General features: G+C 48.7%; 18 protein-coding genes. 10 read left to right on the forward strand and 8 right to left on the reverse strand.

Annotated features, from left to right (window positions below):
* Window positions 1-194 precede the first annotated feature (194 nt).
* From sppA to GJR95_RS23145, 7 genes are all read left to right on the forward strand, one after another.
* Window positions 195-1,967: a signal peptide peptidase SppA gene (gene sppA, locus GJR95_RS23115; protein ID WP_162388111.1), complete on the forward strand. Its 1,773-nt coding sequence runs from the start codon at window positions 195-197 to the stop codon at window positions 1,965-1,967.
* Between the two features lie 105 nt (window positions 1,968-2,072).
* Window positions 2,073-3,317 (forward strand): helix-turn-helix domain-containing protein, encoded by a 1,245-nt coding sequence (locus tag GJR95_RS23120; protein WP_162388112.1) that lies wholly within the window; start codon window positions 2,073-2,075, stop codon window positions 3,315-3,317.
* A 73-nt stretch (window positions 3,318-3,390) separates the two neighbouring features.
* Entirely contained in the window at window positions 3,391-5,352 is a 1,962-nt protein-coding gene (locus GJR95_RS23125; RefSeq protein WP_162388113.1) for a pyrroloquinoline quinone-dependent dehydrogenase, read from the forward strand.
* Window positions 5,353-5,479: 127 nt separating this feature from the next.
* Window positions 5,480-6,700, forward strand: a complete 1,221-nt coding sequence (locus GJR95_RS23130) for an acyltransferase family protein (RefSeq protein WP_317167012.1) — start codon at window positions 5,480-5,482, stop codon at window positions 6,698-6,700.
* 119 nt (window positions 6,701-6,819) lie between these two features.
* Entirely contained in the window at window positions 6,820-7,824 is a 1,005-nt protein-coding gene (bioB, locus tag GJR95_RS23135; RefSeq protein WP_162388114.1) for a biotin synthase BioB, read from the forward strand.
* Between the two features lie 286 nt (window positions 7,825-8,110).
* Window positions 8,111-8,503 (forward strand): hypothetical protein, encoded by a 393-nt coding sequence (locus GJR95_RS23140; protein ID WP_232540834.1) that lies wholly within the window; start codon window positions 8,111-8,113, stop codon window positions 8,501-8,503.
* A 131-nt stretch (window positions 8,504-8,634) separates the two neighbouring features.
* On the forward strand, window positions 8,635-9,129 hold the full coding sequence (locus tag GJR95_RS23145) for a hypothetical protein (protein ID WP_162388116.1): 495 nt from the start codon (window positions 8,635-8,637) through the stop codon (window positions 9,127-9,129).
* 47 nt (window positions 9,130-9,176) lie between these two features.
* Here the strand turns inward: GJR95_RS23145 and GJR95_RS23150 are convergent, their stop codons facing one another.
* The 8 genes from GJR95_RS23150 to GJR95_RS23185 form a co-directional block, all read right to left on the reverse strand.
* A complete protein-coding gene (locus GJR95_RS23150; protein ID WP_162388117.1) occupies window positions 9,177-10,022 on the reverse strand; it encodes a serine/threonine-protein kinase in 846 nt (281 codons plus the stop codon).
* A gap of 75 nt (window positions 10,023-10,097) precedes the next feature.
* Entirely contained in the window at window positions 10,098-11,879 is a 1,782-nt protein-coding gene (locus GJR95_RS23155) for an ABC transporter ATP-binding protein (RefSeq protein WP_162388118.1), read from the reverse strand.
* Window positions 11,880-11,926: 47 nt separating this feature from the next.
* Window positions 11,927-13,255 (reverse strand): hypothetical protein, encoded by a 1,329-nt coding sequence (locus GJR95_RS23160; RefSeq protein ID WP_162388119.1) that lies wholly within the window; start codon window positions 13,253-13,255, stop codon window positions 11,927-11,929.
* Window positions 13,256-13,458: 203 nt separating this feature from the next.
* Entirely contained in the window at window positions 13,459-14,094 is a 636-nt protein-coding gene (locus GJR95_RS23165) for an OmpA family protein (RefSeq protein ID WP_162388120.1), read from the reverse strand.
* Window positions 14,095-14,139: 45 nt separating this feature from the next.
* On the reverse strand, window positions 14,140-15,957 hold the full coding sequence (locus GJR95_RS23170; RefSeq protein ID WP_162388121.1) for a serine/threonine protein kinase: 1,818 nt from the start codon (window positions 15,955-15,957) through the stop codon (window positions 14,140-14,142).
* Window positions 15,954-16,892, reverse strand: coding sequence for a Stp1/IreP family PP2C-type Ser/Thr phosphatase (locus GJR95_RS23175; RefSeq protein ID WP_162388122.1), 939 nt, complete (start codon window positions 16,890-16,892; stop codon window positions 15,954-15,956). The genes GJR95_RS23170 and GJR95_RS23175 overlap by 4 nt, the downstream gene beginning before the upstream one ends.
* An 11-nt stretch (window positions 16,893-16,903) precedes the next feature.
* Window positions 16,904-18,091 (reverse strand): serine/threonine-protein kinase, encoded by a 1,188-nt coding sequence (locus tag GJR95_RS23180; protein WP_162388123.1) that lies wholly within the window; start codon window positions 18,089-18,091, stop codon window positions 16,904-16,906.
* A 185-nt stretch (window positions 18,092-18,276) separates the two neighbouring features.
* On the reverse strand, window positions 18,277-19,974 hold the full coding sequence (locus GJR95_RS23185) for a trypsin-like peptidase domain-containing protein (protein ID WP_162388124.1): 1,698 nt from the start codon (window positions 19,972-19,974) through the stop codon (window positions 18,277-18,279).
* Between the two features lie 344 nt (window positions 19,975-20,318).
* Between GJR95_RS23185 and GJR95_RS23190 the strand changes: the two genes are divergently transcribed.
* From GJR95_RS23190 to GJR95_RS23200, 3 genes are all read left to right on the forward strand, one after another.
* Complete coding sequence (locus GJR95_RS23190; protein ID WP_162388125.1) at window positions 20,319-22,388, forward strand: tetratricopeptide repeat-containing sensor histidine kinase; 2,070 nt, start codon at window positions 20,319-20,321, stop codon at window positions 22,386-22,388.
* Between the two features lie 303 nt (window positions 22,389-22,691).
* Window positions 22,692-23,630 (forward strand): 3-keto-disaccharide hydrolase, encoded by a 939-nt coding sequence (locus GJR95_RS23195; RefSeq protein ID WP_162388126.1) that lies wholly within the window; start codon window positions 22,692-22,694, stop codon window positions 23,628-23,630.
* A gap of 490 nt (window positions 23,631-24,120) precedes the next feature.
* Complete coding sequence (locus GJR95_RS23200) at window positions 24,121-24,693, forward strand: hypothetical protein (RefSeq protein ID WP_162388127.1); 573 nt, start codon at window positions 24,121-24,123, stop codon at window positions 24,691-24,693.
* Window positions 24,694-24,762 lie beyond the last annotated feature (69 nt).

The following is a 24,762-nucleotide window of genomic DNA, read 5'->3' on the forward strand; positions in this document are numbered from 1 at the left end:
ATTTGGTGAATGACAGGGAGTCGTTCGCTAAATTACCCAGTTGTTTTAGAACCCTGTTTGATTTCAATACCTTATTTAACCAGTCAACCATTTATCCGCCGATTTGCGCACTCAACATTTTTCTGAAATATTGGCAACTATGACGCGTAAATTTGTTTATTATGTGTATTAACACACAACTCAATCATTAATACATGCGACAGTTTCTTAAGTATGTTTTAGCCACAATCGTTGGCTTACTACTGTTTTCGTTCGTCGGCTTTCTGCTGTTGATCGGGCTAAGTGCGGCTTTGTCGTCATCGTCTGACCAGAAAGTTGAAGTGAAGGAAAATTCGGTGTTGAAAATTGATCTAGATAAACCTATTGAAGAGCGCAGCGCTGATAATCCGTTTAATGGTTTCGGGCCTATCGATGCGTCTGGTGATGCCATCGGGCTTATTGAATTAAAGCAGACCTTAAAGGACGCCAAGGAAGACGATAATATTAAAGGAATTTATCTTCAGGCAGAAAGTCCGAGCGCAGGCTGGGCCTCCGTCGAAGAGATACGTAATGCGTTGATTGACTTCAAACAATCGAAGAAGTTCGTTTATGCATATGCCGAAACGATGAATGAGAAAGGCTATTACATTGCATCGATAGCGGATAAAATTTACCTCAACCCCGTTGGCGATCTGGAATGGAACGGCCTGGATGCTGAACTGTCGTTCTTTAAGGGAACGCTCGACAAACTAGGGATCAAGCCGGAGATTTTTCGGGTGGGGGAGTTCAAAAGCGCCGTTGAACCGTTTATTCGGGAGGACATGAGTGAACCCAACAAACGGCAGGTTACTTCCTTCATTAACTCGATCAACGACCACATGCTCGTCAGAGTGGCTCAGAGTCGTGGGTTGCGCGTTGATTCGCTGAAACGGTATGCCGATAAGCTGACCATTCAGAAACCCGCCGACGCGCTCCGTACGAAACTCGTTACCAATATTGGTTATCAGGATGAACTGGAAAGCGTAATTCGTAAAGAGCTGGGCCTGGATGAGAAAAAGAAGATCAATTACGTGTCGCTCAGCAAATATGAACGCTCTGAATCAACGGATCCGAACACGGAAGGAACCGGTAGCAATCGGATTGCCGTGGTTGTGGCTTCGGGAGATATTCATACTGGTAAGGGCGAAGAAAATAGTATTGGTTCCGAAACCATTGTTGAGGAGCTTCGCAAAGCCCGGCTTGACGATAAGGTTAAGGCCATTGTTCTGCGTGTGAATTCGGGTGGTGGTAGTGCACTGGCGTCCGATGTGATGTATCGGGAAGTTGAGCTTGCCCGTAAAGTGAAGCCGGTTATTGGCTCAATGTCAGACTATGCAGCTTCGGGCGGTTATTACATGCTTATGGGATGCGATAAAATTGTCGCTCAACCGAATACCATTACGGGCTCCATCGGCGTATTCTCGCTGTTGTTCAATACCGAAACGTTCTTTAAAGACAAACTTGGCGTGACCTACGACCGCGTTAAATCCAACGAGAATGCGGATTTTCCGGCGGTAACGCACGAAATGACGCCCTTCCAGAAGCAGACCTTACAACGGGCTACGGAGCGAATCTATGCCGATTTTACCAGCAAAGCGGCTGCCGGACGCAAATTGCCGGTTGATAGTATTCGTGCCATTGCGGGCGGCCGTGTCTGGACAGGATCGCAGGGTAAAGCAATCGGTCTGGTCGATCAGCTTGGTGGACTGGATGATGCCATTAAACTGGCGGCTCAGTCGGCTAAACTGAAAGAGGGCGATTACAAACTCAAATACCAGCCCCGGAAGAAACCTTTCTTCGAGCAATTGATGAGCTCCTTCGGTGGTGATGAAGAAACCCGTGTTCAGGCACAGCTCGGTGAATTGGCGCCCTATGTGAAGTACCTGAAAAAACTCAAAACGATGGAAGGCATTCAGATGCGGCTGCCGTTTGAGATGACGATTCGATAACCCGGATTAGCTTGTAAATAGAAAAGGCCCGTACGGTTTTAAGACTGTATGGGCCTTTTTTTGCCTGTCTACTTTGTTTACCTTGCGTTACATAAAATCGATTCAATGAAGATCCTTCCGATTCATCTCGATCTGTTTGCACTGATTATCTTTCTGGGTGTTGCACAGGGAATTTTCCTGGGTATCTTCTTCCTGACGGGTGAGCGGGCGCGTAGCGTTTCGAATCGGTGTTTGGGCTGGTTTAATCTGGCATTGGCGGCAATTAGTGGCGAAATATTCCTGAATTATACCAACTACACCTTCCGATTACTCTGGACGGGGGATTTTGCCGAGCCGTTTAACTTTGTGCTGGGACCTTTATTCTACTTCTTCGTTTATAGCCGCTTATGGAAGAAACTGCCTCGTCATTGGATCTGGCATTTGCTGCCTTTCGCGATCTGGCTTATCAACGCCGTTACCTGGTTTTATCAACCCATAGAATTTAAATACAACTCCTATATCGATTCTCAGCATCCTGAGTTGCCGTACATTCACGCTGATTCGTATTTAGACGAAGATTTTACGGGATTGCGTCGCTATATAAACCAGATGACCTTGTTCAGTTGTCTCGTTTATGCCATTCTGGCGCTCATAACGCTGTGGAAATCAGGTCGTAATAAATCGACGGTGCATCAGGTTTCGGGTCTGACATCCTTACGTTTATTAAGCGGGCTTTTTGCGCTGGTCCCCATTCTGATTATTATTGTTAAACCGCAGTTTTATCGGGATGTAGGTGATTACTTATTGGCAACATACGTCTCCGTTACTATTTATGTAACGAGTTTTCTGGTGATGCGCGGTTCTGATTTTCTGCGACATGAACCGGCAGCAGAGCCGGTCGTTCTTGAACCTGAGTTACCCGTCGAGCCAAAAAAGAAATACGAAAAATCGGCTTTGTCAGAAGAGGTGGAAGAGGCCGTTCTCGCAAAACTCGCCCGCTTGCTCGAAACCGGAAAGCCTTATCTGGAAAGCGATCTGTCGCTGCCCAAACTGGCCGAACGGTTGAACACGAGCCCACACAATCTGTCGCAGTTGCTGAACGATCGGCTCGGGCAAACCTTCTTCGATTGGCTGGCAATCCATCGAATAGCGGAAGCGCAACGATTGCTGAATGACCCGTTAACCACCAATCTTAAAATCGATGAGATTGCTGAGCGGGTTGGCTACAACTCGCCATCCGCTTTTCATACGGCCTTCAAGCGGTTGACCAATCAAACGCCGGCTCAATATAGAGAATCGGCCGCAATACGTTCGGCCGGGTTGTCGACAACGGAGCCGCAGGCTTCATCCCGGTCGGCAAGAACTTCATAAGGATCGGGAAATAGGGCATTATCGGCGTTTGTGGAGGATTTTTGGTCCATCAAATCAAAAGACCCCTATTTGTATGCAAGCGCTCCCCCAATGTCTAAGAGCCCGATTTTTTTGGTGTATTGCCGTACTACTGCTTTCAGCCATTGGCGTCGCCAGGGGTCAGGCGGCCAATTCTGTAGAATGGCCTGCTTATGGGAATGATGCCGGTGGGATGCGGTTTTCGCCCCTGAAGCAAATTAATCCAACCAATGTAAAGCAGTTAACGGTAGCCTGGACATTCCGGACTGGTGAGTTAGAACACTATAAAGGGACGAGTGCCGACGAGAAAGCGGCATTTGAAGCAACCCCGATTATGGTGGATGGTACACTTTTTTTTAGCACACCAACATCGCGGGTTTTTGCGGTAGATGCTGCCACGGGCCAGAAAAAATGGGACTATAATCCCGATGTTTATCTGCGTCAGGATTTATCCGAAATCACGTCGAGAGGAGTTTCATGCTGGCCTGCTCCCGCAGATAAGCGCGCTTCCGGATCGAGTGGCAAGCGCATTTTCGTAGCAACGCTGGATGGTCGACTAATTGCCCTGGATGCGGTTACGGGTAAACCAATTTCGACTTTCGGGAAAGAAGGAAGCGTGGATTTACGCAAAGGCGTTGGCAATATCAGTGTGACCTCGCCACCGGCAGTTATTGGCAATACGATCGTGGTTGGCTCATCGATGGGCGATAACCAACGGTTCAATTACGAGCGGGGCGTTGTGCGCGCCTACGATGCGCTAACGGGGGCATTACGATGGAGCTGGGACCCTATTCCCCGATCGAAAAATGATGCAGGCTTTACGACCTGGAAAGGCGCCGAAGCAACACAAACGGGCGCGGCTAATGCCTGGTCGTTGATTTCGGCGGATGCTGAACGTGATTTAGTTTTTATCCCGACAACCAGCCCAAGTCCCGATTATTACGGTGGCGAACGTATCGGTAGCAATCTGTATGCCAGCTCAATTGTTGCCATACGGGCGTCTACCGGTAAAGTTGTCTGGCATTTTCAGACGGTCCATCATGATTTATGGGACTACGATAATGCGTCGCAGCCCCTGCTATTCACCTTCACAAAGAATGGCAAAGCGGTGCCAGCTGTAGCCGTGGGCACTAAAGTAGGTCATGTCTTTATTCTGAACCGGGAAACGGGCGTGCCGCTGTTGCCCGTTGAAGAGCGACCTGTGCCCAAATCAACCGTTCCGGGTGAGGAAGCTTTCCCAACCCAACCCTTTCCTGCGACTCTACCGCTGCTGGGTTTGCCAAAGCTGGAAGCCTGGGGACTGACACCAGATGATAAAGCTGTGGCCCAGCGTCGCATCAATAGCCTGCACTACGAAGGAATGTTTACGCCCCCATCGCTACAGGGGAGCCTGATTGCACCGGGTAATGTAGGGGGCGTTCATTGGGGCGGTATGTGCTATGATCCCCAATCAGGTTTGCTCATTACCAACATTAATCGGTTAGCTGCCGCTATTCGCCTGTTGCCTCGGGAGAAATTGGCCGAATCCGTTAAAAATGATCAGGAACTGCTTCGGGCAGAAACGGGAATGCAGGCCGGAACGCCTTATGTAATGAAGCGGAGCTATTTATTTACCAAAGATGGACGTGGTATTATCATGCAGACACCTCCGCCCTGGGGAACGCTGGTGGCGATAAATCTACAAAAGGGTTCACTGGCCTGGGAAGTACCGCTGGGCTATATGATGGACATTACCAAGTATCCACAAGCCAAACAATGGGGTTCCCTGAATTTTGGCGGAGCTATTGCCACAGCAGGCGGGGTGATATTTGTGGCCGCCAGTCTGGATGGTCACCTGCGGGCGTTCAACACCCAGGATGGTAGCTTATTGTGGGAAGTAGCATTACCGGCAGGCGGGCAGGCCACGCCCATGACGTATCAGATCAATGGACAGCAATACGTCGTGATTGCCGCTGGTGGCCACGGAAAGCTGGGGACAAAACTGGGTGATTATGTTGTGGCCTACCGACTTCCTTAATCGGGTTTTCTGGAGTGAAACAGGCTTCGCCCCGGTCGGCGCGAAGTTCAAGATTATCGGAAAATAGCCCGTTAAAACCCTATTAAACGGAATTTTGGCTTATCAATCACAAACGCAGTTTACGCCAATGATCGCTACTAAACAAGTAATGACAGACATTCCAACACTAGAAAACAAAGTCGTTGATACGGCAGCATTTCGACGTTATGACCTCGACTGGTTGCGCGTCATTGCTATCCTCACGCTCCTGTTTTACCACACGGGCATGATCTATGTTTCATGGGGCTGGCATGTACAAAGCAAAGCAACGAGTCCCGAATTTGAACTGGTCATGCGCTGGCTGCACCGCTGGCGGATGCCACTACTATTCTTTATTTCAGGAGCCGGAACCTATTTTGCGCTTCGCAAACGTTCGTTTGGCTCCTACGCGGGCGAGCGTGTCCGACGGCTGTTCGTACCGCTGGTATTTGGTATGTTTGTTATCGTGCCTCCGCAGATTTATTTTGAGTGGCTGTTTCGCGGTCGTTTTGCGTGGAGTTATAGCGAGTTTTACCCTGCAGTATTCCAGTTTCAGCCTTATCAGGACGGGGGTGCTGGTGGCGCTTTTAGCTGGCATCATCTGTGGTTTGTCGCGTATCTGTTTCTGTATTCATTGGTAAGTATTCCGGTATTTCGCTGGTTGAAGAGTGATCGTGGTCAGCGGTTTGTCGATCGAATTGGCCGACTGATTGCCCGGCCGGGGGGTGCTCTGTGGCTGGTCGGATTGCTGCTTCTGAACGATGTTTTACTGGGCGGTTTCTTCCCGAACGAAACGCACGCCCTAGTGAACGACTGGGCTTATTTTATGAATAACCTGATTCTGTTCTGGCTTGGTTATATCCTGATCAGTCGACGCGATTTCTGGCAAGCCATCACCGATCAGCGACACTATTTTCTGGTTGGTACGATACTCTGTACGATTGTCCTGTACGGTGCCAGGCCGTTCTTCGGGCTTGATCCTGCTGACGATACGGTATTAATTCGAACACTCTTTAGTTTCAATGGTCTGGGACTAACCTGGTTTTCGGTACTAATGACCATCGCCTATGGATACCGTTATCTCAATGTCAATCCGACCTGGCGTGGGCGACCTGTTTTGCCGAAGCTAAACGAGGCTGTTTATCCGTTCTATATCCTCCATCAGACTGTTATTGTCATGATTGGCTACTATGTTTTAACCCAGACGAACCTTGGTGTTTACGACGGCTTTTTAACGATAAGCCTTTCATCTTTAGTTGTTTGTATCGCCATTTATGTGCTTGTCGTTCGGCCATTTAAGCTGATGCGTGTATTGTTTGGCTTGAAATAAACGCCTATACTGTTGATTTACGAGCGCTGGTTTACGATTTTTGATGGTCTGAACTCATCATTATGGGGGTAGAGCGTGCCGTTTCCTGGTTCGTTTCGTCAATTTAAAATCGTACACCTATGCTTCGCACTGACTGGACCCGTGCTGAAATCACCGAAATATATAATTCACCCGTTCTGGACCTCGTTTATCGGGCTGCAACCGTACATCGTCAGCATCACGACCCGCAGGAGGTGCAGGTTTGCACGCTGTTATCGGTTAAGACCGGCGGTTGTCCCGAAGATTGTGCGTACTGTCCGCAGGCAGCCCGTTACCATACGGCCGTGAAGGTTCACAAACTAATGGAGGTCGATGAGGTACTGACTGCTGCGAAACGTGCCAAAGACACCGGTAGCACGCGCTTTTGTATGGGAGCCGCCTGGCGCGAAGTGCGCGATAACCGCGATTTCGACAAGGTGCTGGAAATGGTTGAGGGCGTCAATGAAATGGGCCTGGAAGTGTGCTGCACTCTTGGAATGCTAACCGAAAGCCAGGCGCAAAAACTGAAAGATGCGGGTCTGTACGCCTACAACCACAACCTCGATACGAGTGAAGAGTTCTACGGTGACATCATCAGTACCCGTACCTACGACGACCGTTTAGATACGCTTGGTCATGCTCGTAAAGCAGGTATTTCAGTTTGTTCTGGTGGCATCATCGGCATGGGTGAATCGGATCAGGATCGCATTGGGATGCTGCACACGCTGGCTACACTCCCTCAACATCCTGAATCGGTTCCGGTAAATGCCCTCGTACCCGTAGAAGGCACACCGCTGGAAGATCAGCCTCGCGTATCGGTTTGGGAAATGATTCGGATGATTGCTACGGCCCGGATTATCATGCCCAAAGCGATGGTACGGCTATCTGCCGGTCGGGTTCGGATGAATACGGAAGAACAGGCATTGTGTTTTCTGGCCGGAGCCAATTCTATTTTTGCTGGTGACAAACTCCTGACTACCCCAAATCCTGATGAAGATCAGGATCAGCAGTTGTTTCAGACACTGAACATCCGACCCCGAAAAGCATTCAAGAATGGGGACAGGCCATCGGTAGTTTTTGAACAAATTCCGCTAGCTGCGATTTAAAAGCGATTGTTTTTTGATTAAGGCGTGCCACGGTTCAAAACCGTGGCACGCCTTAATCAAAAAACAATCGCATCTCATTGATTCAGTGTACTTTGTAGAAGACAAAATCTACCACGTTTATAACCGTGGCAACAATAAACAACCTATTTTTTTTAGACCAGAGAACTATATTTATTTTCTATACAAAGTCCGGCGATATATTAGACCAAACTGTAATTTACTGGCCTACTGTTTACTGCCCAATCATTTTCATTTTCTCTTTCAGGCCACATCAATGTCTGTATTCATGAAACAGACTACAGTCGTGACACAAACACAACTGAGCGATGGATTTAAGAATTTATTGAGTACGTATACCCAGGCAGTCAATAAGCAGGAGAATCGCGTTGGGTCTTTATTTTCTCAAAATACAAAAGCAAAACTGGTGAGCTGTGATGAAACCAAGACTGACTATAGCTTACTGTGTCTAAATTACATTCACCAAAATCCGGTTGAGGCTGGACTGATTCAAATGATCGAGGACTGGCCTTATTCTTCATACCTGGATTATGCTCATCGTCGAAATGGAACATTGTGTTCTAAAGAAATAGCCTACCAGCTCATTGATGCGGATTGGGATAATTTTAGTGCATTTTCAGAAGCTATACTTCCAGAAGAATCGATTCGTAATTTGTATTAATCCGTTTTCGGGAATTTGGAAGGTATAAGGCGTGCCACGGTTCAAAACCGTGGCACGCCTTATACCTTCCAAATTCCCGAAAACGGGCATACGATTTCTTCTTACTAAGTCGTTGGTCAGAAAAAGCGTTTATGATGTCGGTACCAACGATTCGTTTTATTGCTGTGCTGCTGATTGGTCAATTAGGATTGAATGCCTGTCAGACAAACCCAGATATTGTACTGCCAAGCACGGCCATCGGTGCTAATCCGAAAGTTACTGTTTCTGACTGGATCGCTATTACTGATGAAACCTGGACAATCAGCGCTAAAGCTCCCCAATTACACATTGCCGGTTTTGTCGATAGCGCCGTTACGAATTCCGTTGTCGAAAATGGATTAGTCGTTGCTTTCTACCGCCACTCGGCCGTAGAAGAGGTGTATCCGCTACCGGTATCGATTGGAAATCAGGCAATTTCATTCACCTATTACGCCATGAATGACAAAGGTATAATCAGCTTTCAACAGAAAGCTGGACAAACGCTCGATGGCGAATACCGTTGGATTGTGGTTCCGAAAGAGGCTGCCAAAAACGTAAACTGGACCGATTACGACGAGGTGAAACAGGCGTTAAATCTAAAGGAATAAAGCAAGAGCGGCCTATTTCCCCAAATAGATGCTGCTGAGTCGCCTAATCAACGTTTGATTTTATCCCACCATTTTCGAATTGGATCGGCCCAGTCCGCTGTGCCAAGCCTGTCTGGGTCCTGGCTGATTTCCAGAACCTGATGGGCGGTTAGCCGACGTTCTGGCGATACGGTCAATAGTTTGTTGATCAGCCGAACACTCGTTGCTGATAGGCTTGCATTCAGCTTTATTGGCGAAATAAAATCGGCTTTTTGGATCAAACGACCGGATTCGGATTCGGTGCTGCCACCAAACGGCGAATAACCGGTCAGCATTTCATAGAATAATATGCCCAGCGCCCAGCAGTCTGACGCAGAGCTGCTCTCGCCCCTGAATTGTTCAGGAGCCATTGACGAGGCTGTCCCAACAACGTGTCCCTGTCGGGTTAGTCGGGGGGAGTTAGCGAGCCGGGCCAGTCCAAAATCCAGCAATTTGATGTTCTGGTGTGGGAGAAGTTTGATGTTGCTGGCTTTGAGGTCTCGATGTACGATACCCCGTTCGTGGAGATAGGAGAGAGCCGAAGCAACCTGACCGATCAGTTTCCAGGCTGTTGCTTCCGGAAGTGGACCGTTGCGCTGAAGAAATTGTTCAACAGTTGGCCCCTCTACATATTCCATAACAAGACAGGAAAGACCATCTTCCACGAAAAATTCATACAGCAATGTCATGTGCGGGTGCCTGAGCGATGCCTGCACCGACGCTTCGTTGCGAAACCGTTCGGCCTGTTCCAGTTGACGTAGCAACTTGATCGCTACCGTACGGTTTGTGGTCGCCTGATGAGCCTGATAAACTTCGCCCATGCCGCCCGAACCCAGCCAACGGGTCAATGTATAGCCACGAATAGTTTGATTCATGTCAGAAAGCTAAAGACGAATGGTATATAGTCCGGACTAGGTCTGGAATGTAAATAAAGTCTGATAATAAGCCGATTATCCCAGTACAGTGGCTGCCAGCCGACTGATATTAAGCGTCCGGGCATTGGAGTCAATGATGTCGCGGTAGAGGCCGCCCGACTGATAGAGCGACTCGTGAGTGCCCTGCCCAATCACTTCGCCCTCCTGCATGACATAAATCTGGTCGGCGTCCATGATCTGACTGATGTTATGGGAAATGATTAAGACGGTGCGATTCTGCTTGATGGCGTCCAGACTTTCCTTGATTTGTTCCGCAGTGATGGCATCCAGACTGGCGGTAGGCTCGTCGAGCAGTAGCACCGGTGGATTTTTCAGGAATAACCGGGCAATGGCAATGCGTTGCTGCTGCCCACCCGACAGGGTTCGGGCTTCGGTTTGGTAACCCTGGGGCAATTGCAATACCTGTGCGTGGAGACTGGCTTGTCGGGCGGCTTCAATAACGTCGTCGGGAGTAGCTTCCAGGCGTCCGTAGCGAATATTTTCTTCGATCGTTCCGGCAAAAATGTGGTTTTTCTGAAGAACCAGTCCCACGTTTTCCCGGACAAATTCGCTGTCATAGTCTGAAAGAGGTTTCCCGTCCAATAGAACGCTGCCCTGGGTCGGATTGTAGAAACCGGCCAGCAGATTCAGGGCTGAACTTTTACCCGCCCCTGATAGCCCGACGATGGCCGTTACTTTCCCCGGTTGAAGATCGAGTGTAACATTGCGGAGGGCCTGCTTACCGTTCGGATAAATAAAATCGACATTTTTGAGGGAGAAGTGCCCCTGCCAGGCAGTTGTTTTGAGTGAGCCCTGATGGGGCAAGTAGGTATTGTTCTCGATCATGTCAAAAAATCCTTCGGCATAGACAAGGGCTTCTGAATACTCGTCATAGATTCGATGCAGGTGCCTGACCGGTGCCGACACATTGTTGAAGAGCATAATATGGAGTAGAATGGCCCCAATGGTCATCTGGCGGTTAAGAACAAAATAGATGGTCACTACAAAGACGAGTACAATGCCGATTTGTTCAGCCACACTTTTTAGCCCATCGAACAGGTAATTTGTCCGATGATGACGAATTTCGTTGGTGCACAAACTGACGTTCAGGACGTGCTGACGGTCCTGTTCATAACGTTCCCGCACAAAGGATTTTACGACAAAAATAGATTCCAGGAGTCCGAAGAGCGCATTGGCCTTATTTTCCCGTATTTCCTGAATACTTCGGCGTATCTGCGATTGACGCTTGGTTTGCTCCCGGCTGATATAGGCATACAAGGGTAGTACCAGGGTTGCGACGATACCAACGCCTACATTTTTATTGTAAATCAGCACCAGCGCAAAGAGCGCATTGGCCATCATCGGAACAATGTCGACAAATAGATTCTTTACCGTTTTGGTCAGGCTTTCGATGCCCTTGTCGATTCGTTTTTCGAGCTTGCCCGTCTGATTCTGACCCAGAGCAAAGAAGGACAGGTGGTAGGAAACAATCCGGCTAATGGTAAACTCATAGAGATCGGCAGCCATCCGAAAACGGATACGATCACTCAGGAATTTCTGCCCCAACTGGACCAATAGGCTCAGGAGTTCTTTGGTGAGCAAAATGGCAACCAAACTGCCAACAACCCAGGCCACCTCTGTTTTTTCGATCGGGCGATCCAGTAGTTTTTGGACGGTATTGACCGAGTATTCCATGACCAGGGGTGTGACCTGCGCGAGCAGTGCCCCAATGGTAGTCAGAAGAAGCGCTACTGCCAGACTACCCCGGTAGTTACGAACAAATGGCCAGAGTTTCCGGATAAGAATAAAGGTGTTCATGAGCGTTTGGGTAGGAGTGTGGGAGGCCAGCTGTAACCTGTTTACTTCTAAATCATTTGTCGTATAAACTCCTGCGTATTCAGCTTGCCGTCTGTCTGGTAATCGTAGAATAACTCGGTCATGGAAGCGATAATGTGCGGGTCTTCGGTCAGAAAAGCCGTTAGTTTCGACGCCCTTCCACTGGCACTTGATCCGCTCCCAAGAATACAGACGCACAGGCCCCGGAAAATGCCCGGTTTGTTGTCGCGCGGAGAGCTGATAAACAGCTGTACCGGCAGTGTCTTATTGACCTTTGAGACCCGGATTCCCAGTTCCTGCATCTCGCGAATAGCCTGAGAATGATCTTTGTATAGCTGGCTCACTAGCAGCGACTTAGGTTCGGTGTCCTCTTCCGAAGAAGCGGGTACCAGAAAACGATTGTGATGCGGAATGTCATCGCGCTGGGTCAGAATTGCGTTGCTGCCTGGCCGGTAGGTTTCAACAGATACGTGCTCATTGACTACTTTGCCGAGGTATTTCAGAAAAGCGTGCGTTGCGCCTTCGTTCTGATCATTAAGTGTTACAAATTCAACGTGAGCGTCAATGCCCATGTTCTGGAGGTATAGGGCAGCCCCTTTCAACTTGTTTTCAATATCGGTTCGGTCGCGCTGGAGGGCTTCTGCTTTACGGGCATACTCGAACTGAGTGGCATTCCGTAACTCATGCGGTTTAAGGTCAGCGTGTTTGGCAACATAATCCATACGAAAGGGAGAAATGCCCTCCACACGAGCCGTATTTGACAGCACAAGCAGGTCGTTCCCCTGTGACTGGGCCGATTCAATTACCTTGCCGATGCCATCCAGAACTTCATCGGCTCCTTCCATGAGGAGTACTTTTTCGTTAACCTTACCGCTCACGTCAATCATCAGCGTATTGAGCGACTGGGTAGCCTGAACCAGCAGATTGGTCTGGGTCTTGATGTGATCCATCTCCTGTTGGTTCACTTTTTCCTTCTGACGATTCGCTTTTTCGGTCGATACGGTTACGAATAAGCCAATAAAAATACCGACGATGCCGCCAAGCAAACCGGCAATGTCAAGTTCGCGAATGTAGCGGTCTATACCCGGACTGAAATAGCGGCTATGATCGGACCAGGTACCGGTTTTGGGGTCGATCTGGAAATTTGACAGGTAATGGGCTGAATCATTAAAGACATAATACCATTTGAGGCCCATAGAAATCAATAGCGCTACAAACGGTAGCATAAAAAGAACGGTGAATAGAAACGGATGCCGCCGGATAATTTCATAGAGAACGCTGAAGAAGCCTTCATCATCGGCAGTGGTAGCGTCGTGGCGGATGGTATGAGAAGCGGAGGAAGAAGAAATCGTTTGCATGATTGCGTTTGATTAGTAGGACATGACAAAGGTCTCCTGTAATTGACTGCGGATCTATCCACAAAGACCTACATTCTGGCTACAGGAAAACCTATAAATTGAGGAAGGGTGGTCGAGAAGGTCTATTGATTTTTTGCTGCTATAGGCTTGACATAAGCCACTGTACTAATGAAATAGTGTCTATTTCTATCCGGTTTCTATTCTTACAATTCGCTGAGATACAGGACAATTCCCAGTGATATTCGATATGCGGAAAGGTCCGCTTGATCGGAGGTATCCCGGCCGTTTAATTGAACGGTTGGCTTACCCGCCACCTGAACAGAACCGCCAAGCGTTATGGCTATCGGTAGGGAAACAAAATAGGTAAGGCCAGCGCCAATATGAGCTGCTCCACCTTTAAACAGGAGATTATCACGACCACCGTTCTGATTGAGAACCTGATCTACTTTACCCGTCTGATACGCATAACCCACTTCAGCATAAGGGCGAAGGGCGCGCGTTGTCGGTGAAAAGTTGAATCGTATTCCCGGCGTTAAATGCGAGAAATGAAACGACTGAGCCGCTATATTCGAGGCATTCAACGAGGTATAATTGTATTGAAGAAACACTTCATAGCGTTGGGTCAACCCAAAACCAGCCCTGCCACCAAAGCCTATGCCGTTGCCCGACCGTTCATCCAGGAACTGAAAATAATCGGATGACCAGTTCATGTAATGCCCCTGAAGACTCAAATTGAATCCTTCGGTGGTGGAGCGCTGCCGAATGGTTTGGGCAAGAACGCTGGTCGACAGGAGTAACGTTGCCCCTATAATCAGGATAGTAAACGGAGAATAGCGCATGTGTTCGTGTAGTTTATGTGAGCTGGAGAGGGTCAAAAAGAGTCACTAAAAATTTAGTACATCGTCGCCGGTACGTACTTCAAAAGTTTGTCCGGGACGAAACAGCACCGGCTGTCCCTTTGCTTCGTCACTGATCGTTGCCGACCGGAGCAGCAGACGTTTACCGTTGATGGCTTCCACTGAATTGATCCGGAATTCCAGTAGATTTTTCTTTCGGAAGATGTCACCATCGGCCCGCTTCACCTGGCTCACTTCACCATAAGCCGTTGCACCAGCCTGAATAACAACCTGACCATCGCTCAGAACGGGTTCAGTTACCCGAAAACGAATCGATTGCCCCTCATGGGCACCATCGGAAGACAGTCCTTCAGTTAGTGTCAGATTAACCTTCAGCCGCCGGATCGCAATTGATTTGTGGGCGATCGTTTTGGGTACGGTCAGTTCTGGGACGGGTTCTGATCGTACTGGAGCGACTGGCTGATTTACGGGTTCTTCAATGGGTTTTTGGGCGGGTGTTTCCGGCGTAATCAGCACGGGCTTCCGGCTGACGGGTACTTTACTGACCGGCGATTTGGGCGTTGATACTTTTGGGGTTTTCTCCGTTGGATTCGATTTCTTTTCAACCGGTACTGTCTTGACCTCGGCAGGCTTCACGGGTGAAGCAGGGGTGAAGGAGGCTTGTGGATTGTCAGAAACTGGTTCGTCAATCGAGCGTTTTGGCTGGTTAGCCGCCACTGCAGGATGCTTTACGGCAGGCTGGTTTGGGCTGGTAAGCTTCGTATCGGTGGTTTGATCGAAGAGAATCAAACTGATGAAAAACAATGCCAATGCCGTTAAACCACCAGCCAGTACCATTTGCCAGTTTTCGGCTAACCAACCCGATACAGGAAGATGCCTGTTGGAAAATGATCGGTTGGTTGACGGAGCCACTTTAGTTTCGGGTAGGCTCTTCCGGCGTGCCGGTTGAAAATCCATGACATCCTTAACCGGTGGTGCGCTAGTCAGCTGAGCGGGATTCAGGGCAGGTGATTGTGAGAAAAAAGGCTGCAATGCTTTCTGAAATTCTCTGGCATCGGCAAAGCGTTTGGCCGGATTTTTTTCAAGGGCTTTTTGCACGACAGCTTCCAGTTCTTTCGGTATCTGGGCATTCAATTTCCGTAATCCAATTGGCTTCTCGCGGATGATGGTCTGCATCAGCTCATAGTCTGTCCGGCTCGCGAAAGGTAGTTTTCCGGAAAGAAGTTCATAGAGCAGAATGCCCATTGCGTAAAGGTCGGAAGCGGGCGAAGGAGCTTCACCCTGAATCAGCTCGGGGGCCATGTATTCGAGTGTGCCTACAACGCGGTTTGCCTGCGTCATTCGCTGTTCACCCACCACACGGGCAATGCCAAAGTCCATGAGTTTAATGGCCCCTTCCGGGGTTATCATCAGGTTCGCCGGTTTAATATCCCGGTGCAGAACACCCTTGCGATGAGCGTGGGCAAGTCCCTCGAGGCCCTGCCGGGTTATTTCGGCGGCTACTGCTGCTGGCAATGCACCTGTTTTGCGAATCAGCATTTCCAGACTGTCACCTTCTACATACTCCATCGCCATGAAGTAATCCGTACCGTCTTGCAGAAAATTGTAAACTACGGCAATGTTTGGGTGGTTGAGCCGGGCCAGAATGAGCGCTTCATTGCGGAATCGTTCCATAAACGAAACCTGACTCACCAGGTGGGAGTGAAGCATTTTTACGGCAACGGGCCGTTCGAGGTGGGTGTCGAGTGCCCGATAGACAGTTCCCATGCCTCCTTCGCCAAGCAGCGACTCAATGCGGTAGTGATGGATGAATCGGCCTTTCATGGATAGTGTTGTCGTAGTCATTGAGGAAGTGTCAGATCACGGGTAAAAGGAAGATCAATCTCGCGCGTTTCTCTGGGGGCCGTTTCATCGGGTGTTGCGATCCGCTCGGCCAGCACAACCGTGATGTTATCGTGCCCCCCCCGACTCTTGGCAATTCTGACGAACTCGTCGGCTATATCGGGCAGATTTGGCTGGCTTAGCATCTGCACAAAATCGGCATCGCTGCAATACTCATACAGCCCATCAGAACACAAAAGCAATCGGTCATTGAGGTCGAATGGGAGCACGCAACGGCCTAAATCGACCCGAACGTCGGCTTTCGTGCCCATTGCCTGAGTCAGCACATTCCGTTCTGGATGGCTGATCGCAGCTTCTGGAGTAATGTCGCCCGCCCGCAGCAATTCCTGCACGTACGTATGGTCTTCAGTGAGCTGGATTAACTGCCCGGCTTTGAACAAATAAGCCCGACTATCGCCCACATGAGCAAAGTATATCTGCTGGTCGTGCACCACAATGGCGGTGCAGGTAGTGCCCATTCCACGTAGTGTATCGTGTTGTCGGGCTTCGTTGAATATTTCCCGATTGGCGATCTGGAAAGCCCGTAGCAGACTTTTTTCGATGGAGTCCTTATGCTGGAAATATTCACGATTCACGATTTCAGCGGCCATCTGACTTGCTACTTCACCGGCCAGATGCCCACCCATTCCGTCAGCTACCAGCAGAAGGTACCCTTTCAGTCGGCGAATTCCTTCGTCGGCCAGGCGTACGAATAACCCGGTGTCTTCATTGTTCTGCCGTACATTGCCTACATCAGAGAGCACAACGGCATTGATTTCTCCGGCAGATGCCGGACTGTCGGATGAATCATTCGTAGTCTGTTCTATTGCGGATTCGGCTGTTTCGGGAAGCGCATCCGGCTCCTGTTGCCCAAGTAGCCATTTGAGGATTTTTTTCATGAGCGCGGTTGCTATCGATCAAAGTAACACTGATACAATTCCCGTACTTCGGGGGCAATGATGTACTGCTGTTCTGTTCCACCGTGTCGGATGGTAATTGGCAGCGCTTCACCCGGCAATCGCCTGACCCGAAAAGGCTCTTTGTCCTGAACGGTGCCATCGGGCATGACCAATTCGAGGTCATAGTCGGCATTGAGCACCTCAACCTGTAGTTGTTCATACTGGTCGGGAAGGCTTACACTGGTTTCTTCCCGTTTAGGAATTTTTTTCCAACTGCCGTTGAGAACAGAAATCCCAATGATAATCAAAATGGCCAGTAGCCAGGCCAGCCAATTGGTTGTTGGAAAGGACTTTAGGTGTACAGGTTGTTTGCGTTCAGTGGGTGTTTCGACGCTATGGACTGTTCGTAACTGTAGTCCGATTTCAACTGCCGTGGCGCGTTTTGCCGGGTTCGTGTGCAGGCAATCCTGTATAACCGATAGCAATACGGGCGAAATGTCGGGATTAAGCAGGCGCGGACTGGTAAAGTGGCCTCGTGTAATCTGTTGACGCAACAGTAGCGGGCTGGAAGCCTCGAAAGGCAGATGGCCGGTAGTCATTTCGTAGAGCATAACGCCCAGTGCCCAGCAGTCCGATTTTGCTTCAACCCGCCCGGTAAACTGTTCGGGAGCCATAAACTCGGTCGTGCCGACGGCAAATCCGATTTGGGTTAGTTGTGGCGTATGCTGCCCTTTTGCAATACCGAAGTCAAGTAGTTTAATCTGACCATCGGGCCGGACCCGAACATTGGATGGTTTCAGGTCGCGGTGAACAATACCGTTCTGATGCAGATAGGTGATGGCACTGACCATCTGTTCCAGGATACGACTAGCTTCTGTATTGCTGAGCCGCCCTTTCCGACGAATCAATTCATCCATCGATTCGCCATCTACCCATTCCATCACCAGTGCCGGACGGTTGTCGATGAGCGAAGAATCGTAGAGTGTGGCAATGTTCGGGTGCGAAATCGAGGCATGTACGGAGGCTTCGTTCCGAAAGCGGGCTGCAAATTCAGGGCGGTATAACACTTTCACTGCGGCCAATTGTCCCGTTTCCGGATTCACGGCTTTGAAAACCTCGCCCATCCCACCCGCACCTATGTAGGTGGTCAGGCGATAACCAGCAACGATGCGATTGAGAAAGGGTTGTGAGGGTGACATGGGGAATCGGTTTTAGTAGTTGGTTTACGGTAGACTTATGCAGGACGGAATTGTACTATGTTGTGCATCAGCCACCGTAAGCCAGCAATAACATGCGTAATGGTGGTACTTTTCTTTGTTGAGGATAGGAGCGGAAAGCGGTAGAAGGTATTATTGACGGGTATTGTGTAAAGACATAAGCTGTATCATTCAACAACCTGCCGACGGCCCATCAGTTCCAGACCATATTTGATCGGGACGGCGAAGGTGATTCGGGTGGCGTCGTCCCGGCTTGTGCTGGCCGAGAAAATTCCAATGGCGTTTCCATCGATATCAAATACTGGCCCTCCGCTATTGCCCGACCCTGTTGCATTGACTGTAAGCTGGTAGTAGTCACCAAATTCGCTGTAGTAAGCGGCCGCTTTACCCACAGACTGGCCGCGCAGAATCTTACCAACGTTGCCGGGTGTGACCGTAACGTCGGGCACTTTAACGATCTGAGGATTGCGGTTCGCAAAGTCAGAGGAATATTCGCCGACAAACACATCGGGTGAAATTCCGGGATAGCCCATTACCGTAATGGGTTGGCCAGCGGCAATACCTTTATCAGCGTCGCGCAGTTTTACCGGGCTGAGTGTTTCAGGAAGATCGATCTTAATGATTGCTACATCATGCTTGTTCGAAACAATGGGCTTGCCCTGGGCCGGGAAACGCTGCTCGTTTTTGTTGAACGTTACGTCGATGTAGGTGTTCTCGCCCTCAATAACTTTACCCGACATGGGTTTTCTGCCAAAAAACTGCGTTTCAGAAGGTACCCACCGGAATTCCTGCACGAGGTTCGGGCTGACTTCCCATCCTTTTGCGCCTTGCACTAACAATACGCCAGGGAAAGCATCTTTGGGGAAATCATAGTAAGAGTTCCAGGCCGCAGCCACATGGCGATTCGTCATGATGTGCCCCTGGGGCGACACAACAAATCCAGTTCCGCTGGCACCGGCCATCGCAATTGGTTTGCCAACGGCTACATTTCGCTTCAGGCCCAGCAGCGGCTCCACCTTACCCGGCGATGTTTCGATATACATGGCCACGTTAACAATGCTGCCATCTCTCTGTTTGACAGGCATATACTCGTGGTAGATATCGTCGCCGGTGGGTGTGTACGTCAGTTTATAGCCAAATTCAATGAAAACCACTTTGCTGGTATTGGCCGAAGCGATCTGTTCAGGGGTTAGTCCATTGTCGGTTTTGACCACCGGAATAACCGGTTTGTTGGTGATGACGATGGTTTTGCGTTCGCCGAATTTATCGCGGAAGGCGTAGCCTAAGCCAGAGAGAAGTACCAATACAACCGCTACGCTTAGCATCATCGTACGCGTGGTTTGCCGACGCTCGGTCACCATCATCCGCTCCACCGTTTGCTTGCCTAAGCCCACTTTATGTGGAGCCATCAGATCGGTATCGTTCAATTCATTACCGGCTTCAGCCAGACTAAGCTCCGTTGTTGGTTTGCCCGAAACGGCCATGTCCATAATACGGGTACTCATCATTAATTCGACCGGACGGGGGTTAAGGTCAAATTGAAAAACAGGTCCACCGTTTCCGAGTTGAATTTCATCGCCGGGTTGAACCACGGCTGATCCAATGACCCGACTCTTGTTGACGAAAATTCCATTGCGCGAATTGTTGTCAACCACACTGAAGGATAACGGCTGTTCGGTATCCCGAACCAGTTTGCCGTGCTCCCGCGATACGGCTGAATCGCGTTCGGGATCAAACCGAACGAGGTTCGTGGCAGCACGACCAAAGGTGAGTTCTGTGTATTTTTTGTAGTCGAACTCTTCGACCTGATTAGCTTTGGTTCCGGTGAGGTGCCGGATAACGAAACGATCTACTATAGTTGCCATGACGAGTTATGGTAAAGAGTGAAAGAGCGAATGTGTGAAATTGGTTGCCAGAACGAGGCTGAAAATGAGTGCCGTTTGACTGATACAAAGTTGGCAGGTGAGCCGCTGGCAGGAAATCGGGGAATGCCCTGAATTTAATCCCGGAGAACCTATATTTTGCCTCTATAGGAAAACCTATATTTTAGTGTAGATCTTTGGTTTTGAGTAATTTATCGGTCTACTTTTGAGGAAATACAAAAGAGTGAATGAGAGAAAGAGCGAATGAACGCCTGGTATATGACGCGTATTTGGTCAACTCTGAGAGGGATCGTGTTTCACCCATTTGCTCATTAACCCTTTTACCCATGCGCTATCTTTTGCTCTTCTTTCTGACCAGTACTGTAGCGGTTGCCCAGAATCCGATAATCGATTCATTACGTCGTGAGCTAACCAAATTGCCAACGGACAGCAACCGGGTGAAAACGTTACACGAACTGGCAACTAATCTTTGGTGGAACGGATACGATTCAATCGCAATCCAGACCCTTCGTCAGGGGATGAAGGTGGCCCAGCAGGTGAAGTACCCAACCGGTGAGATCCGTGCCCGGTTGGCGCTGGCCCGCATCGAAGCCGATTACTTATCGGATACGAAATCTGCACATGCTCAACTAGATACAGCTCAGCAAATGGCAATAACTATCCATGATTTATCCTTACAGGGGCAAGTGTTTCTTCGGCGGGCTCAACTGTATGAGAATATCATGGACAAACTTCCCGTAGCCAGAACGTTGCTGGATAAAGCGCTTCAGAAGTTCAAGCAGGCACCAGACCGTAAATGGGAGGCCCAGGCTTATAACGAAATGGCCATCATGAAAATGGGAGAAGGGAATTATGTCGCTGCGATTAATTTCTGGCTTAACGCACAGCGCATTCAGGAATCGATTGGAGACTGGAAAGGGTTACGGGCTACTTTGCCCAACCTGGGCGCGGTGTATATTAAACTCAATCGGTATACAGAAGCAATGGCCTGTTTTACCGAAGCCGAAAAGGTAGCTGACCGGTTGAACGACACCATGATCCGGACATTTATTCTGAGCCGGAAAGGGGAGATTTTTGAGAAAAAAGGAGAGTATGCCACAGCCCTGCCCTTATACCTACAGCAGGTAAAGGCGTATTCGAACCCGTATCTGCCCGGCAATCTGGCCAGAGCCTATGGAGCCGTTGGGCGGATGTATATTCAGCTGAACCAATACGACAAAGCGCTTCACTACACAAAATTATCGCAGGATACCTACCGAAAAACGGTCGAAAAAACGCAGGAAGCGATGGAACATAATGCGCAGGCCAACTTCGGGAAAATTTATCTGGCACTGAAGCAGTACGATCGCACGGTTTCCTCCGCCCGGGAGGGACTGGCATGGACAGAAAATGTCCGCGAAATGCGCCCTGAACGAACCGAATACCTGCGTCAGTTGTCGGACGCCTACGACCACCTGAAGCAGCCAGCCAAAGCACTTTATTACTTTAAACGTTACAAAGCAGAAGCTGACACTATGCTCAATGAAGAGGCTATGCAAAAGGCGACGGTTGCCAGCATGACATTTGATTTTGAGAAAAAACAGCAGGTTGTCCGGCTACAACAGGCTCGTCAGCAGGCGCGGATTCAATTGCTGGAAAACGATAATCTGGAAAAAACCAGAAATTTCCTGATTGTTTTGCTGCTGCTTAGTGCTGGCATACTGGGTTTTGTGTTCTGGAATAATCGGCGGTTACGGACCAGAAATGAGGAGTTGTCGCGGAAGAATGCCGAAATCGAAGCGGCTTTGTATAGGGGACAGACGATTGAACGAAAACGGGTCGCGAGCGAATTGCACGACAGCGTGGCCTCTAAAGTGTCGGCATTGAAATGGCGGTTCGAAGCGTTCGATACATCGCAGTTTGATACGGATCAGCATCGCGAACACGCTCGTCTGCTGGAGCATATGGGCGAAGTGTATGACGATATTCGGGCCATTTCTCATAATCTGATGCCCGAAATTCTGGAGAAACAGGGACTTCAGGCGGCCCTGATCAAACTCACCGATACGCTTAACGTACAGAATAGAACCCGGTTTTTGATTGAAGTAGAGAAATCGGGAGAAGACGTACGGGGTAAAACCGCTTATGAACTTTATGCGATCACCCTCGAACTGGTCAATAACATACTGAAACATGCCCGAGCGCGGCAGGCCGATATTTCCTTATTTCGGCAAAATGGCTTTCTGGCACTTACGGTTCAGGACGATGGGCAGGGTTTTAGTCTGGAAAATCAGAAGGACGGTATTGGTCTCCAGAACATTCAGTCCCGGCTGGAGCGGCTGGGCGGAACCTATCTGATCTCCAATCGGGATCAGGGTGGTACGCTGGTCAATGTACAGATTCCGATGGCTGGATAGCCTGGTAGCGATAGGATGGGTGAGTGAGGTCAGGTTCTTCAACCTGACCTTCGTGGGTTGCCAAACCGTATCTGGCTTGAACGACGAGGTTTTAAGAATCGCCACGGCGAATCGTCGCATCGGCGAACCGTCCTCGCTGTGTCGGTTTCTCAAAACCGACACCACATCACTGCATCGACTACTTTGCAGAAGAATTCAGGAATCATTCCAGGGATGTGAGTAAATACGTACTAATTGCACCTTGTAGCCTGTATGGCAAGCGTCAAGCAAAAAGATCTAAAGGGCAGCAATCAAATCCATTTTATGAAAGTCAGCTATTTATTGATTTGTCTCTTCTTATTCCTCTTCTCAATTAACGGTCAGGGGCAGGAACTAGCAACGTCTAAATCGTTAGAAGGCAGATGGGATATTGTGGTTGACATGGCCGGTAAACGATCACCGGCCTGGTTGGAAATAAGGCATTCAGGAAATCACACACTCGTTGGGCGGGTGATGTTCCTGTTTGGCAGTGCCCGGCCCATTGCAAAGATTAACTATACCAATGGGAAGTTTGACTTCTCGGTCCCGCCCCAGTGGGATAAGGGCGACGTCGACCTTCAGTTTGAAGGGACCGTTAGCGCCGACTCCCTGACCGGAACCGTTAAATACGTCGATAATAAGGTGTATACGTGGACAGGTGGCAGAGCCCCTGCTCTTCGGAGAAATAAAGCTCCTCAATGGGGTAGTCCGCTACAGCTAATCAATGGAAAAGATACGCAGGGCTGGCATACAGCCACTCAAAATCAATGGGTTGTAGAGGCCGGTGTGTTAAAAAGCCCAAAACCGGGTGCCAACCTGATTACCGATAAAGTATTCACTGATTTTAAATTGCATGCCGAGTTTCGTTACCCCAAAGGAGGGAATAGCGGGATATACCTTCGGGGACGCTATGAAGTACAGCTAACTGACAGTAAAGGATTAGAGCCGCTTGACGATCAATTTAGCGGTGTTTATGGCCTTTTGTCACCCAATGAAATGGTCGCCAAAGATGCTGGCGAATGGCAATCCATTGACATTACCCTCATTGGACGAAGAGTAACCATAGTAGCCAATGGCATTCCTGTAATCACAGACCAGGTGATTCCCGGTATTACGGGCGGTGCACTGGATAGTCGGGAAGGGGAGCCCGGTCCTATCATGCTACAGGGTGACCACGAGCCTATCGAATTTCGAAATATTTCGATAATCCCGGTTAAACCGTAGCTGCTTGAGACTTTTGACCCTTGTCTAAAGAGGGCATTTATATGAACCTATAGGCTGCTCTCGTAGTCAACACTTGCTCGGCATTGGTGTTCCCATCCTGCTGGCACCTCGCTAAATACACAATTAACACTAACCTCCATTCTTCACGTAAACTAGTGGTCGGTCCATTTAAACCTATAAGCCGGGCCGCCGATGCGGTTTTTGATACCTTATAGGTTTGTAATCAAATACCATTGAATACGATGGTATGGAAGTAGCATCATTGCCATGACCTAATCAATTTCTATCTTCAGAAATAGCAAGCAACCTTACAGAAATATGGCATTGGACTCTTTTGTAAAGCAGAATAAATATAGGTAAAAGTAATTTTTATTGTATTATTAAAAGAATTTACTAAAATTTATAGAATTATAGTATACTATTTTGACAAATAAAAATATTTAATTATATCCTTATCAAAATATATTTGATAGAATAAATATCCAATCTTATGTACAATTTCAGTACGAAATTCAAAACGATAGTATTGATGAGCTTTTTTTTTATAGCAAAAAATGCTCAGGCCCAAAGTAGTATTGTTAATAAGCAACATAACTACTGGCTTAGTCTTGGGTTAGGAAAAGCAGAATTTCCAAGTGCTATGGTTGCTTTAGGTTTCGAACCTAAGCACAGAAGTGCTATTATAATAGCTCGATACTCAGTAAGCGGTGAAATAGCACAACCAGTAGAGCCAGGTATTAAGATCAATGAGCTGGGAATACTCTACGGGATAAAACTTGGCAAATTCCGTTTTTCGACCGGTTTAAGTACTGTATGGGGTAATGAGAGAGGTATCTACCTATATACAGACCTTGATCCTCTATGGGGTACTGGAGCGAATTATCAATATCTCGGATATACAACTGTTGGGATACCTGGAGAAATTCGATTCATAACATCCGCCAAACATGTAGGAATAGGTATAACTGCTTTTGGAAACCTAAATGAACACCGATCGTTCATCGGAGTAAACCTGGCATTATATGTTGGGAAAATGAAATCTACTGGTCTGCCCAGTGACTGACTTTAACAGTTGCTTATAAAGCAGGAGACTGCTCGCTAAACTGTGTTACGGTTGGATAAAGTGCTAAAA

Origin of the sequence: Spirosoma endbachense, assembly GCF_010233585.1 — a bacterium.
GTDB classification, from domain to species: domain Bacteria; phylum Bacteroidota; class Bacteroidia; order Cytophagales; family Spirosomataceae; genus Spirosoma; species Spirosoma endbachense.